Raw genomic sequence first — 15,113 nt, forward strand, 5'->3', positions numbered from 1 at the left:
AAAATCATCTGCTTTCTTATTAATGGAACTGATGTTTAGGTGAATAAGACCACGTGGATTATAAGACGATAACCAACCGCCTCAATGCAGTATCCTTGTCAATTCGCTGAAGCAAACAGTGGAATTTGTCGTGTAGGCCAGGCTCATATCATAGTGTGTCTGGCGAGGTAAGGCGTGCTCCAGCCCTGTTTTGAGTCTAACGATAAGGGGTTGTGGTCTTGTAGTGTCTCGCAGTCTGTTTCATTGGATGAACCTGAAAAAAGCTTGAAGCCTCACTCTTTTGTTAATTCCGTCTTTAGAAAGATCTTCAAAAGTCTCAGCATTCAGACTGGTTTTTGACGAATTAACCACCGTATTCCGGGGCGTTTCAACCCTTACTGCTGCATCAAAGTGTTCCAGAAGAGCTTCTGAACTGGGGGAGTGGATAAGATAAGCTGAAGACTGATGGGAGTCTGTCAGAATTTGGGAAACAAAGAGCCTGGCTTGATCAAAATTTTGGCTTAATAACAATTGTAAAAGTATTGCCCTTTGACTTTCAGAGAGATCAGGAAATGCATATTTTTTGTCTTGTAACAGAATAGCCAAAAGATTAGGAGTAAAGCTTACCCAGCGCTTCAGGTCGTATATATCGTGATGAGACCCATGCTGACCCTGTGTAATCACCGGGAACCAGACACCCTCTGTCGGTACTAGCAATGCAATAAGCTGAGCATCGCCAAATTGTTGCAATCTGGCTAAGGCCGATTGCGCGAAAGAGGCTGATTCAGTAATGATATTGTTATCAAGAACGGCTGGAATTGCCTCAGCATCAATCCCCAATAATAACTCAAGCTCTTGCATCAGTTTTTCCTTGTCAGGATGATCCTGAATCGTGGAAAATATCTGACGAAGGTTGTAATCCATAATCTGCCTTATTGTTTGCTGGTCCCATGCACCTGCATGCCCTGACCGCCCATTCCGGTTGAATATCTCTGCAATGGACGAGTACATACAGTTACCATCACCATTAATTTTTATCAGCTCAAAACTGGTTTCAATCATTGACAATATGGAGTCATGCTTTTCTAAAGTCTCACTGTCAGTCTCATTGGATGAATCCGAAGAAGCGGAATCCGACCTCATACTTCTATTCTGTTCATCAATGGAAAGAGCTGCAAAAGCCTCATCTACTTCCATCTTCTGGAGAGTGTCAATACTTACTGCTACATCAAAGTGTTCTATGAGAGCCACGGAACCTGGGTAATGAATAAGATAAGCTGAGGACTGATGGAAGGCTATCAAAATTTGGGAGACGAAGAACTTGGCTTGATCGAAATTCTGGTTTAACAACAACTGTAAAAGTGCTGCCCTTTGACTTTCAGAGAGATCAGGAAAGGTAAAATTTTCATTTTGTAACAGCATAGCCAAAAGGTTAGGAGCAAAATTGATCCAGCGCTTTAAGTCATAAATCTCGTGATAAGGCCCATCGTGACCTTGTGTAATCACTGGGAACCAGACACTCTGTGTCGGCACTAGCAAGGGGATAAGCTGGGCATTGCCAAATTGTTGCAATATGTCTGATTCCGAATGACCAAAAGAGGCTGAATCAATAATAACATTGTTATCGAGTACCGCTGGAATAACATCAGCATCGATCCCCAATAGTAGCTCAAGCTCCTGCATCAGTTTGTTCTTGTCGGGATGACCCTGAATAATGGAAAAAATCTGACGAAGATTATAATCCATAATCTGCCTTACCGTTTGCTGAGTCCATTTGCCTGCCTGTTCTGACGGTCCCTGCCTGTTGAATATCTCTGCAATGGACGAGTACATAGAGTTACCATCATCATTAATCCTTATCAGCTTAGAACCTTCGGGCACGGGGTTATGATGAGAATAGTAGGGTTCATAAATCTGTGTTTTGGGATATCCCTTTTCCATCTTTTTATATAATTGCCCTGCTTGTTCTCTGATGCGTTTGTCTTCAATCATGCATGCTTTGTGAAAAGGCCTTAGCAGCGGTTCTTTTGGTTTTTTGGTGTTTCGGTTTGTACGACGCCCTTTACCTCTTATGGGATTTTCCGTTTCATAAACTTCACCGCAATGGTAACAGGTTTGTCTGAAACAACCTTGCCCGCTCGGAACATTAATCAGAAGCTCCGGAGTATTTTTCCTGAATAAAGAGATGAGTTCATCCGTTTTTTCTTTACTGAAAATATCTGACTTTTTTTCTGTTTTGCTTAGAAAAGCTTGCAGTGAGGCTTTTATAGCGTCGTTGGTTATTCGACTTAATAACTTTTCCAAAATACTTAAGGTGAACTTATTTAAAAAATCATTGCTTTCGAAATCAAGACTACCAGAGTAATACTTTGCTGTTGGTAACAACTGACTTAAAAAGAGTGGCATGGGGTTTTTCTCAACATCAATAATATTACGCATACCCTTGATGCTAAACTGAAGACTTTCTAATTCATTCTGATGAAAAGTAAAATCGGAAGCCTCTTTATAAAAAGGGTCAAAAATAGTTTTTGCAAAAAGAAAATCAACGATTTGTAATACATTAAAAGCTACAGAAATACCTTTTTTGTTGGAAGCGTAGATGTCCTCCAGGCTAAATTGCTCCGGTTTTTCTATAAGTTTTCTAACTATTTCAGAACTTACGTTAAATTCGTTGGAGGTCAGAGACCTGACACATACTTCAATGAGATAGTTTAAAATAATACGAACAACAACTTCTATCTTGTCTGGATAGCTGATTCTGGGCAGGTATCTCAGGCTTGGTGCCAGTTGTCCAATAAAAAAGTCCAAATCCTCGATAACGTTCTCATCAATATTTCCACTGATGAGATTTTCAAAAAAAACATTTTTTTCCTTAGCAATTGAATAATTTTCCTGACTTATAAGGAGAGCCATTTGAACTCTTTGCAGTAATAATTCTAAATGAGGCTGATTTGGCAACCACTCATCGTTCTGTGGTGTTAGTAGTGCTTTGGTAATAATGTTGTTGCCTAAATTTAAAACGAAGTCTTTTTTAAGATTATTTGGAATTTTAAATTTATGTCTCGATAAGTCATACATAGACAGCAAAGCAAATTTTCTTTCAACGTCTGACATATCATCTCTAATAGCAGGTATCCAGACATTGGCTAAACTTCCATACTGGGCTCCCCCCCTGTAGCGTTCTGTTGTCTTTTGCTTTTCTAAAGGTAAAATAAGTTTGTAGTGGTAAAGCATGTTATTAGCTTTTGCCAATTTCTTTTTTTCAGCTAAATGTATTTCCCATTTTATGGGTTTGCCTTTTTTGGCTATGTCTTTGACTTCCTCGCTTTCGTTATGTCTGTCGTTGTACGTCAGATGACGAGGACTATCTGGAACATAATAGTTAACAGAGCTGGCTATAGCATTTTCAAACGCTAGCCTTTCATAACCAGGGACTTTAACAATCAGTGTCAGGATGTTATTTTTTATCTTCCTTTCTTTTTTCTTCTTTTTTGTATTCCTGCTCCTTATGTCATATAAAACTTTTTGAAAATTATGCTCATTCAGTTCTTCATTCTTATAATAAACAGTGGGTTCAACATTTTTTGGTATTTTAAATCCCGAGCACTTTCTGGTCTTAGATATCAGATCATTAAAATTTCTAATCGAAGTAGAGTCAAGTCCTACAAGCTCAGCTTCACCATGCATTTCGACAGGAATAAAAATATCAGTCCGTATTGATTCTGTTTTCTCTGTATTATCGAACTCATCATCCATAATTAAATAATCGAAGCTTGGATCTTTCCCGGACTTTATTCTTTTGCGTACGCTTTTTACTATCTTATTATGATCCGTTTCTACATAAACAGACGTTTTAATATCTTGTGCCTGAGTATTGACTTCGATTATTTCCTTTGCAATCACATCCTGGGTGCTTTCTCCATAAGTATTATGTGAAAGAATACCTTCTGATTTTATATCGAAGTCAGCTGTCAGAAAATTGATTACATTTAAAATCTGCTCTTCTACAGAAAAATTTACCGATCCATAGCGAACACGTCCGGAACAATGATGCCACCACCATTGGTCTAAGCCGTCATACATTTTGGGAGGGCCGTCACTGGATCTTTTAGAATTTTTATAAGTCTGCATCAGACAAAGAACATCACCATAAAGATAGGTTACCCTTGGTGCATATTGAACATAAATAGCTGGTCCTTCGTTGCCAATATTGTCAAAATAAAACTCTATTCTAAAAAATGCATCTTTCCACCAACCATAGGGTGCTACAAAATCCAGAGATACCTTAAACATATTTTTTTCACTGATACTGAATCTAAACTTCTTTGGATACCTCTTATCAAGAAAGTTTTGAAGTCTATCAACAGCAATATAAATTTCTCTGGCTCTGGATGCCGAATTTCTTTTGGGTGATATTGCGCCAGGTTTGAATCTTTTAAAGCGGTATGGGTAGATTATCTTATCTCCATCTTGTAAATTTCCCTGCCGAATTATGTTAACATGGGTCAAAATAAATTCTCCGTTGCGAAGTACGTGTAGTCCCTTGTCTGTAAATTCATCTCGCAAGTGTAGAATGTGTTTTTTATAATCTGGATGGCCTTTTGGACATACTGAATCATAATCAAAGTCTTTGTTTTTTGCTCCTTTAATATAACGCGTTATTTTATCATTAAGATTTCGGTCTTCAAATAGCAGATGTACCGAATCCATATCCGTTATGGGCGCTTGCTCAGCTCTTTTTGATAATAATCTGTCTACATACTCTTCAACAGTACTGACTGCCTTATTACGTTTATTAAGTTTTGCTTTATCTATATTTGTTATTGGTTTTCGATTGGCAGAGTCTACTTTTCCATAGTGAATCATTGCCTGAACAAGATTAAACGTTCTTAGCAGGGTATAAGGTATACCAAACTTGGTGGTATTATCACTAGCCTTTACCCCCATTGCCCTAGCGATTTTCCTATTTTTTCTTTTAAAAAAATTGTTTCTTTTTCTTCTGTCAACAGCAGTCATAACTTGATCTATGTAATATTCAGCTTGCACATATAATTGTTTTTCTCTAAGTTCCCGATCAAGTTCTTCATACTCTTTAAGGGTGAGTTGTTTTAGTATGCTTTTTTGATCTTCGGTTATTGCAAAAACACTCCCAGACAACAGGTTTATCGATAAAACAATAAGATAAATGCTTTTTTTATTCAATTTGGTTAACACTGTAAATACCATACTTAGCAAGCCTTGCAATATCTTGAAATTTTATCTACTGAACGTCACTGGCTTAGTATTCCTTACTAAAACCTGTAGCGAGTGAATAGTAGCTTGTTTTAAAAACATCTGCTTTGCTATTACTGGAACTGATGTTTAAGTGAGTAAGCGCATATGGATTACAAGATGATTACCTGCCACCTCAACACAGGTATCTTTGTCAATTCTATGAAACAAACAGTCGAATTTGTCGTGTAGTTTAGGCTCATCTGGTAAGGGTGTGTGATACGGTATGCAGCTAAACATAGGAAAGCCGGTAAGTTATTCGTAATCCCGATTGCCGGCTTTTGGTGACAGCCTCTTGAGCGTGCGGGGAAGGTTGTCAACTTATAGGGTATTGGTTGGTGTGGTATGGAGTGCTCCAACCCTGGCTTGAATCATTAACGATAAGGGGTTACGCTCCTCTAAAGTCTCACTGGCAGTCTCATTGGCTGATACAGAAGAAGCGGGATCAGGCCTCATTCTTTTATTATTACCATTTTTAGAAGTATCTTCAAAAGCATCAGCATTCTGACTGGTTGGTGACGAATTAACCTCCATATTCCGGTATGTTTCAATCCTTACTGCCGCATCAAAGTGTTCCAGGAGAGCTTCTGAACTCGGGGAGTGGATAAGATAAGCTGAGGACTGATGGGAGTCTGTGAGAATTTTGGAGACGAAGAGCCTGGCTTGATCAAAATTTTGGCTTAACAACAACTGTAAAAGTATTGCCCTTTGCCTGTCAGAGAGATCAGGAAATGCATATTTTTTGTCTTGTAACAGAATAGCCAAAAGATTAGGAGTAAAACTTACCCAGCGCTTCAGGTCATAAATCTCGTGATGACAGCCATGGTGACCTGGTGTAATCACCGGGAACCAGACACCCTGTGTCGGCACTAGCAATGCAATAAGCTGGGCATCGCCAAATTGTTGCAATCTGGCTAAGTCCGATTGAGCGAAAGAGGCTGATTCAGTAATGACATTGTTATCCAGAACGGCTGGAATAACGTCAGCGTCGATCCCCAACAGTAGCTCAAGCTCTTGCATCAGTTTTTCCTTATCAGGATGGTCCTGAATCGTGGAAAAAATCTGACGAAGGTTATAATCCATAATCTGCCTTATAGTTTGCTGGTCCCATAGGCCTGCTTGTCCTGACCGCCCATTCCGGTTGAATATCTCTGCGATGGACGAGTACATACAGTTACCATCACCATTAACTCTAATCAGTTCAAAACTGTTTTGAATCATTAGCAATAAGGGGTCGTGATTTTCTGGTGTCTCACTGTCAGTCTCATTGGCTGAAACCGAAGAAACAGTATCAGACCTCATTCTTGTATTATTTTCATCGGTGGAAAGCGCTTCAAAAGTCTCACCAACTTCTATATTTGGGGGACCATCGATACTTATTGCTGTATCAAAGTGTTCCATGAGATTCACTGAACCGGGGTAGTGGATAAGATAAGCTGAAGACTGATAGGAGTCGATCAGAATGTGGGGGACGAAGAGCTTGGCATGTTCAAAATTTTCGTTTAGTAACAAGTTTAAAAGTGTTGCCCTTTGACTTTCAGAGAGATCAGGAAAAGCATAATTTTCGTTTTCTAACAGCATAGCCAAAAGGTTGGGAGCAAAATTGACCCAGTGCCTCAGGTCATAAATCTTGTGATAAGGCCCATTGTGACCTTGTGTAATCACCGGGAACCAGACCCCCTGTGTCGGCACTAGCAAGGCAATCAGCTGGGCATCGCTAAATTGTTGCAATCTGCCTGACTCCGACTGAGCGAAAGAGGCTGAATCAGTAATAGCATAGTTATCGATGATCGCTGGAATAATGCCAGCATCGACCCCCAAGAGTAGCCCAAGCTCCTGCATCAGTTTGTGTTTGTCGGGATGAGCCCGTATCGTGGAAAAAATCTGACGAAGATTATAATCCATGATCTCTCTTATTGTTTGCTGGTTCCATGAAGCCGCTTGTCCTGACCCTACATGCCTGTTGAATATCTCTGCAATGGACGAGTACATAGAGTGACCATCGCCATTACTTCTTATCAACTTAAAGCCGTCGGGGACAGGGTTATAGTGATAATCAGGACCATATAGCTGTTTTTTGGGATAGCTCTTTTCCATCTCTTTAAATAATTGCCCTGCTTGCTGCCTGATGCGTCTGTGTTCTTCCATGCAGGCTCTGTGAAAAGGTCTAACGAGTGTTTCTTTTGATTTACCCGTGTTTTTGTTTTTACGACTCCCTTTCCCTCTTATAGGTTTTTCAGTTTGATAACGTTCACCACAATGGCAACAGGTTTGTTCAAAACTACCTTGTTCATTCGGCGCATTAACCAAAAATTTTGGAGTGTTTTTCCTGAATAAAGAGATTAATTCCTCCGTTTTTTCTTTGCTAAAAATATCCGACTTTTGTCCTGTTTTTTTCAGAAAAACTTGCAGTGAGGCTTTTATATTTTTATTTGTTGTTCGACTTGCAAATTTTTCCAAAATACTTAAGGTGAATTTATTTGAAAAATCGCTACTTTCGAAATCAAGACCACCTGAGTAATACCTTGCGACTGGCAACAAGTGACTGAAAAATAGTGGAATAAGATTTTTCTGGCTATTAACAATCTTACGCATACTCTTGATATTAAGCTGAAGCCCTTCCACCTCATGATCATAAAAAGTAAGATCGAAAGCCTCTTTATGAAAAGGATTAAAGGCAATTTTTGTAAAAAGGAAATCAGCAATTTGTAATACATTTAAAGCTACATAAATACCTTTTTTGTTGGATTTGTGGATGTCCTCCAGGCTAAATTGCTCCGGTTTTTCTATAAGTTTTTTGACTATTTCAGAACCTGCGTCAAATTCGTTAGAAGTCAGAGTCCTGACACAATATTCAATGAGATAGTTTAAAACAATACGATAAATAATTTCTACCTTATCAGGATTGTTTATTCTTGATACATATCTCAGGCTTGGAATCAGATATCCAACAAAAAAGCCCAAGTCCTTGATAACACTCTCATCAATATTTCCGCTGATGAGACTTTCAAAAAAAACATTATTTTCCTCAGCAATTGAGTAGTCCTCATTACTGAGAAGGAGAGACATTTGAACTCTTTGCAGCAGAAATTCCAAATTGGCCTGTGTTGGCAACCAGAAAACGTTCTGTGGCGTCAATAATGATTTGGTAATAATATTGTTACCAAGGTTTGAAACGGAGTTTTTTTTGAGATTATTTGGAATTTTAAATTTATTTCTTGATAAATCATACATTGACATCAAAGCGAATTTTTTTTCAACGTCTGACATATCATCTCTAATAGTGGGTATCCAGACATTGGCGAAACTTCCATACTGAGCTCCTCCTCTATAGCGTTCTGTTGTCTTTTGTGTTTCTAAAGGTAAAATAAGTTTGTATTGATAAAGCATACTATTAGCTTTTGCCAATTTCTTATTTTCAACCAGGTGTATTTCCCATTTTATGGGTTCGCCTACCTCAAATATGTAAGCTGGCTTGTGACAATCGAGCGGCTGCTGACACGGGTTTTCTGGAATATAATGCGTGAGTGAACTAGCTTTAGCATTTTCAAAAGCTCGACTTTCATAATCAGGGACTTTAACAATCATCGTCAGGGCGTTATGCTTTTTTTTGCGTTTTTTTATCATTTTTTCTTTTTTTATATATTTTTTATTCTGATTCCTCATGCCATCCAAAACCCTTTTGTAATTGTTCTCATCCAGCTTTTGATTGTTATAATAAACAACGGGTTTAATGTTTTTTGGTATTTTAAATCCCGACTTCCTTCTGGCTTTATATATCAGGTCATCAAAATCTCTAATTGAGGTGTAATCAAATTCTACAATTTCAGCTTCAGCATGCATTTCAACTGGAATAAAAATATCGGTCCTTATTGATTCTGTATTCTCTGTGTTATCGAATTCTGCATCGAACTCGTCATCAAAAAACAAGTAATCAAAAACCGGGTCTTCTCCATATTTTAATCTTGTATTTACACTTTCTTTTATCTTATTATGATCTGTTTCTACATAAACAGACTTGCTGGCTTTTTTTGCCTGATTATTGACTTTGATTATTTCTTCTGTAATTAAATCCTTGGTGGGCTCTCTATAGTTATTGCTAGAAAGAATACCTTCTGTTCTTATATTGAAGTCAGCAATCATATGATTTATAACGTTTAAAATAAGCTCTTCTACAGTAAAAATGTCCGATCCATAGCGCACACGCCTGCGACAATTTAACCACCACCATTTGCTATAGCCGGGATTGAATCTTTCAGAATTTTTATACATCTGCATCAGGCAAAAGCGTTCACCATAAAGATTGGCTACCCTTGGTGCATATTTAACATAAACTTCTGGTCCCTCGTTGCCAATATTATCAAAATTAAATTCTATTCTAAAAAATGCATCTTTCCACCAACCATAGGGTGCTACAAAATCCAATAAAACCTGAAAAAAATTTTGTTCATTGATACTGAATATGAATTTGTTTGGATACCTCTTATCAAGCAAGGCTTGAAGTCTATCAACAGCAATATAAATTTCTCTGGCTCTGGATGCGGAGTTTCTCGTGGGTGATGTTGGTTCAGGTCTAAATAGTCTGGATTTATCCAGGTAGATTATTTTATCTCCATCTTCTAAATTTCCCTGCCGAATTATATTGACATGGGTCAAAACAAATTCACCATTACGTAGCAGGTGCAGTTGATGATCTGGATGGTAGTCTGAATTACTTGCTAAGCGAATTAGATGGCATGGATTGTTGTCTGGGTATATTGATTGAAAATTAAAGTCTTTATTTTTTTCTGTCTTAATAATACGTGTTCCTTCTTTTTGCTGACTTCGGTCCTCATAGAGCAGATTTACCAATCCCATATCGGTTGTGGGCGTTTGCTTAGCTCTTTCTAATAACCTGTCTACATAGTCTTCTACAACACCGGCTGCTGTATTACTTTTATGAAGCGTTACTTGATCTGTATCTGCTATTGGTATTTGATTAATAGATTCTGATTTACCATATTGAATCATTGCCTGAACAAGATTAAACGTCCTTAGTAGGGTATAAGGCATACCAAACTTGGTAGTATTATTACTAGCCTTCACTCCCATTTTCTTAGCTATTTCCCTATTTTTTCTTGTAAAAAAAACATTTCTTTTTCTTCTATTAACACCTGTCATCACTTTATCAATGTAAAATTTAGCCTGCACATACAATTTTTTTTCTTTAATTTCTCGATCAAGCTCTTCATACTCTTGAAGGGTGAGTTGTTTTAGTATGCTTTTTTGATCTTCGGTTATTGCCAGAGCATTCCCTGTTATCAGGTTTATTGATAGCAGGATAGTATTTATACTTTTGTTATTTAATTTGGTTAATGCGGTAAAAACCATACTTAGCAATCCTTATAATTCCTTGAAATTTTGTCTATTGAACGTCACTGACTGGGTACTCTTCACTAAAATCTTTTGCGAGTGAAGAGTAGCTTGTTTTAAAAAAAATGCTTTCCTATGATGGAACTAAAGTTTCTTTTTATTTGATCATCTTTTATATCTGAGGTAACTGTTCCATCTAAGCTGATTTCCTTTGCATTGGGTCTTATGAAGAGTAATAATTTTCTCGTAAGTACTCAGCCATACGGAATCGAATATTTCTGGCTTATTGGGCAGGTGCTCTGCAAGGCGCAACGACGGGTACATAGCAAGCTATGTGACCAGAGTTGCAACGCAGTCAGAGTGCCTGAACAATGAGTCAGAAAATATGATTTCGTATGGTCGAGTACTTATAGTTTGGATTGTTTTTTACGTAGCCCATACAGTTTCAGGGATTTTTAGGGAAATACATGATATGGCTTCCAATCGGGTTAATGTTATTTAAAAACGCTTCCTGTGATATTGATGCACTTCATAAAAAATGAACTACTATTTCTGTTCTATGCCTATATTAAATGAGATGACTGTAGCTATGACTTCCCATGGCACTGATTTCACAAGCGGAATTTGCCAGACAGCAGGGCTTTACCAAAGGCTATGTCACCAAGCTGATCAAAAAGGGCATTGTGAAACTGAAGCATGGAAGGGTGGATTCAGTGCAGGCAGAGCAGGCCATGAAAGCCAATGCTGATCCACTGACACTTATCCGTTCCGATCAATCCACCGATCTTGCACCGACACAACCAGGCAGGAGCCGTTGGCTTTGTTACTGTCCGCACAATGCGGGAGGCGTTCAAGGCCAAGATGGCCAAGCTGGAGTATGAGGAAAAAGGTAGCACCCTGACTGATGCAGCAAAGGTAAAGCAGTACGCTTTTGTGGCGGGACGGATTATAAGGGGTGGACTGCTGGCTATTCCAGATCCAATGGCGGATGTGCTTGGGGCAGAGGATGATCCAGGAAAAGTGAGAGAACTGCTTCAGGAAGAGCTGGAAGCGATACTCAATGAACTCACCTGAGAGCAAGGTGATAGAGCATATTAAGAAAGATAACTAATAGGTACATATGTACTAAATAAAAATCAAGTAAAGGCTTGTAGATATGCCGGTTAATAAGATTCGAACTGCAGACAATAGTAAGTTACAGGCAATTAACCCTGATAATTTTGATCTAAACCCGTCTGTCCAACATGGAGAAGCTGAACGACTGGCATTTTCCAGAACCGTCAAAGCCCATGATGGCGATAAACAAGTCAAGCAAAATAAGGCACTTAAAATATTTGAAAATACAACTAAAGATGTTTCTATTAGAAACTATTCCCAAATTAATACTTATTTAAAGGAACACTCACCCTCTTTTCAAACGTGTTCTAATGCTGCTGTTGTTTGTTCATATCTGGAAAATAAATTGCCCATTTCTGATGAGGAAATGCATGCAATATCTACTAATAACTTACGCAGTGAAGCACGAATGAGAAAACAGCTAAGGAATCACTTCAAAGTGTCAAGAGTTTTATTTGATTCTGAAAAAAGTACTGAAGAAAACATCATTTCAATCAAAGGTGACTGTGGTTTAATTGTCAGATACACCCATAGCGATATAGCGCATACAGAATTCATTAGTGCTGACAGGTCTCTAGTTTCAATTGCTTTAGAGTGGGGTGAAAACTTGGCGAGAAAGTCATATCTGACTACACCTGCAGACAAAAATGCCTGGTACAATATATGTGAAGGAAGAGGGTATTTTAATGGAGATAAGTGGGTGAAATTTGATCGACTTTACGAAGGTGTTGGAATTGAAATATTCAAGTTAGAAACGAAATAAAAAGGTAAAAAATCCACGAAGCCGTTTAATGAAACTATCATAGACTCTGATTGTTACACTGAATCGGTCAGGATCAGGAAAGTATCAGGTTGTTGCTTTAAGCAGAGAGGATCTATGGTTTCGATGTCTATCAGCCTGCCTCAATGCAGGTGTTCATTTCTCGATTGTCTGGTGCAAACAATTTTAGCCCATAAAAAATTGTCGGTATGAGGTGGGTTTGCTTCATAGGAGGTCTATACATTATGCAGCTGAAAAACGTCTGCAAAACTTTTACAGCAATGATGATTTTGTTACTGGCTCATTTCCTCAATTTTATGCCATCATTGGTGTGCGCTACAGAGTTTGAAATGGGTGACAGGGAGATCAACCCTGAATCTTCTTTAATCAAATGGTTTCTTGCACGGAACACAAGGCCATTTACCTTTATTCCCTATGACCCAAGGCTGATTTTGGCAACAATAGCCGAAGAAGGTACAGATGACTTTGCCTATGTACTGGAAGTAACCAGAGAGCTTAGTAAGGATAAAGCTTTTAACAACATTCCTGTTGAACTGATAGTGCAGAGCACTGAATCTCAAAAAAAGGAGATCTATCGTGCTTTTTCTGAAGCTTCTGATTTGAAAATTAATTGGATTTATAAAGATGAACGACAGGAATACTTGACAGGGTCGATGCAGATGGAGTACGCAAGCTTTTCCCTGTTTCTGTCTAACTGGTCAGGAATGAGAGTCCCCAAAACATCCAACTGGTTGGGAATTGGCCGCTATTCTAATGTTGATGCTATGGATAAAGGTTTGGATGTTAGTCTTATTGACGATTTATTATTAATAGAAAATTATTATCAGAGTTCTGGTGTTAATAATCCTGCTAATTTGACATTTAGTCCTGGAAATAAGAGTCTCCTCTCAGACTCAGGATATTATGATCACAATGTTAATCACTCTCACTTGAAATACTCCCTTGATTCAGCTCAGGATAAATCCTGTATTGCATTGCCAAAATTTGGCTTGGGTGAACTGCACCTTGGTTTGCCTTTTAACTCTGAACTGATCGAAAAAATTGATGATTACGAAATGTCTGTCGATAAAGAATCAACTTCGCTGCATAAAGATTTAAAGCAATTACTGCAAGATAAGCCATGGCTGGGATATGCTCTTACGGGGCATCGTGATTTGAATACTCAGGCAGAAACCATCCAGAATGTATCGTATTATACTGCTTATTTTCGGGATGAAACCTTCTTGAAAGAGTATTTGGACGTTATCAGACGAACAGAGCCGGGTGAAATAAAAATTGTTACTCCCATTAAATCGACAACATTAAGAACGCCAGCCTTTAGGGAAATGTTGAAAGAAATGGGCTTTAGCAATATACATTACAAATCAAGAGGTGCATCTGGCATCTATTTTCAGCCCACTGCCTCTGAATATAGAAAAATAACTTTTATCAATCCTGGTTTTATCGATAACGAGAGTGCTCACAATGCTCTTGCTTACTTCTCTCAACCACTAACTCTGGTTACAGGAGATATTAGCCTGATCAAGGCCATCGCAATGAATAAGATTCCTTTTTGCGAATGGCGCTACTTTCAAACTGATGTGAATAAGCATCTTCAATCACTCTGGAAAGGCTCAGGCCTTGAGTTATTTTTTGTGAATGACTATCAGCCGGAAATAAAAGCAGCAGCACTGAACCAATTCAAGCTTGATTCACCGCTTCGTCGTAAGATAAACAGGCAAATTATTAGTGCGCACAACGCCATGCCCGGTCTGCTTGATGTTATATGGTTGGTCCATCGTCCCAGTCATGCACTCTGGAATCTTGATACACAGGTCAAAGAAAGATTGGAGAAGGGGGAGAACAGTGAATTATTCGATGAGATCAAACAGACCGAAAGTAAGGATATAAGGGATATTTTGGCTGCCAAAGTGCTGATTCAGCACAGTCGTGATCAGAGTACAGGTTATAATCAATACCAGCTTGATGAATTATTTATGTTAATTCAGGATCCAAGGCTCAGAGAGTACCTGTTGCCGTTGCTAAACAAACATTAGCACTAGGAGCCTGACCGAGAATAGCGCCCGTAGCGAGGACGGCAGAAAATTGAGGATGAAAATTCGGTTTTGTGAGGATTGCGCCTTGCAAGCGCGTAAAATCTTGTGACCTGAAATGGTCATCGCGGTAAAGCTGTGGTCGGCAGCCGTGTACCGAGTCTTGCGTGGTAGAAGGTAACGACTACTGCGAAGCGTAGACAGGGTGATAACAGGCCGTAACGTCTGCTAAGGGATAATTAGCCCCGAAATTGAACGTGGTTGAAGTGGCTGACCTTCTTTCTCAATGGGGAAAGCGGAAGTCGGGAGCTCCGCTAATGACAAGGCATCCCGACTGCTTCCGGGGTTCGTACCCACGGCATGTTATCGAATGATTTTACGTGAACAAGGGAGATCCTGAACGTTCAGGCGGAGCCTGTAGGGTCCGACGAGCCTGTAAAGCAAGAACGACTTGATGACGTTCAGGAAGTCAGACCAGCTGATAGTACTCCGAGGCGGGGAGAGCCCGTCACATGGGGAAGCGGCTGGCGGTATTTGAGCCTTTCCAGGGAAACATGGGCTCCACATCTGAGGGAGTTACG

General features: G+C 39.0%; 6 protein-coding genes. 4 read left to right on the top strand and 2 right to left on the bottom strand.

From position 1 onward, the window contains the following. Positions 1–240: 240 nt before the first annotated feature. Positions 241–5,193 (bottom strand): hypothetical protein, encoded by a 4,953-nt coding sequence (locus tag P6910_RS07390; RefSeq protein WP_317145625.1) that lies wholly within the window; start codon positions 5,191–5,193, stop codon positions 241–243. A gap of 378 nt (positions 5,194–5,571) precedes the next feature. Then, positions 5,572–10,620, bottom strand: coding sequence for a hypothetical protein (locus P6910_RS07395; protein ID WP_317145626.1), 5,049 nt, complete (start codon positions 10,618–10,620; stop codon positions 5,572–5,574). A 581-nt stretch (positions 10,621–11,201) separates the two neighbouring features. Here P6910_RS07395 and P6910_RS07400 point away from each other — a divergent pair. The 4 genes from P6910_RS07400 (at position 11,202) to P6910_RS07415 (ending at position 14,535) form a co-directional block, all read left to right on the top strand. After that, positions 11,202–11,483, top strand: a complete 282-nt coding sequence (locus tag P6910_RS07400) for a hypothetical protein (protein ID WP_317145627.1) — start codon at positions 11,202–11,204, stop codon at positions 11,481–11,483. Beyond that, entirely contained in the window at positions 11,464–11,676 is a 213-nt protein-coding gene (locus P6910_RS07405; protein ID WP_317145628.1) for a hypothetical protein, read from the top strand. The genes P6910_RS07400 and P6910_RS07405 overlap by 20 nt, the downstream gene beginning before the upstream one ends. A gap of 82 nt (positions 11,677–11,758) precedes the next feature. Then, entirely contained in the window at positions 11,759–12,481 is a 723-nt protein-coding gene (locus P6910_RS07410) for a hypothetical protein (protein WP_317145629.1), read from the top strand. A gap of 242 nt (positions 12,482–12,723) precedes the next feature. Continuing rightward, positions 12,724–14,535, top strand: a complete 1,812-nt coding sequence (locus P6910_RS07415) for a hypothetical protein (RefSeq protein WP_317145630.1) — start codon at positions 12,724–12,726, stop codon at positions 14,533–14,535. Positions 14,536–15,113: the final 578 nt, after the last annotated feature.

This window comes from Endozoicomonas sp. 8E, from assembly GCF_032883915.1.
Lineage (GTDB): Bacteria > Pseudomonadota > Gammaproteobacteria > Pseudomonadales > Endozoicomonadaceae > Endozoicomonas_A.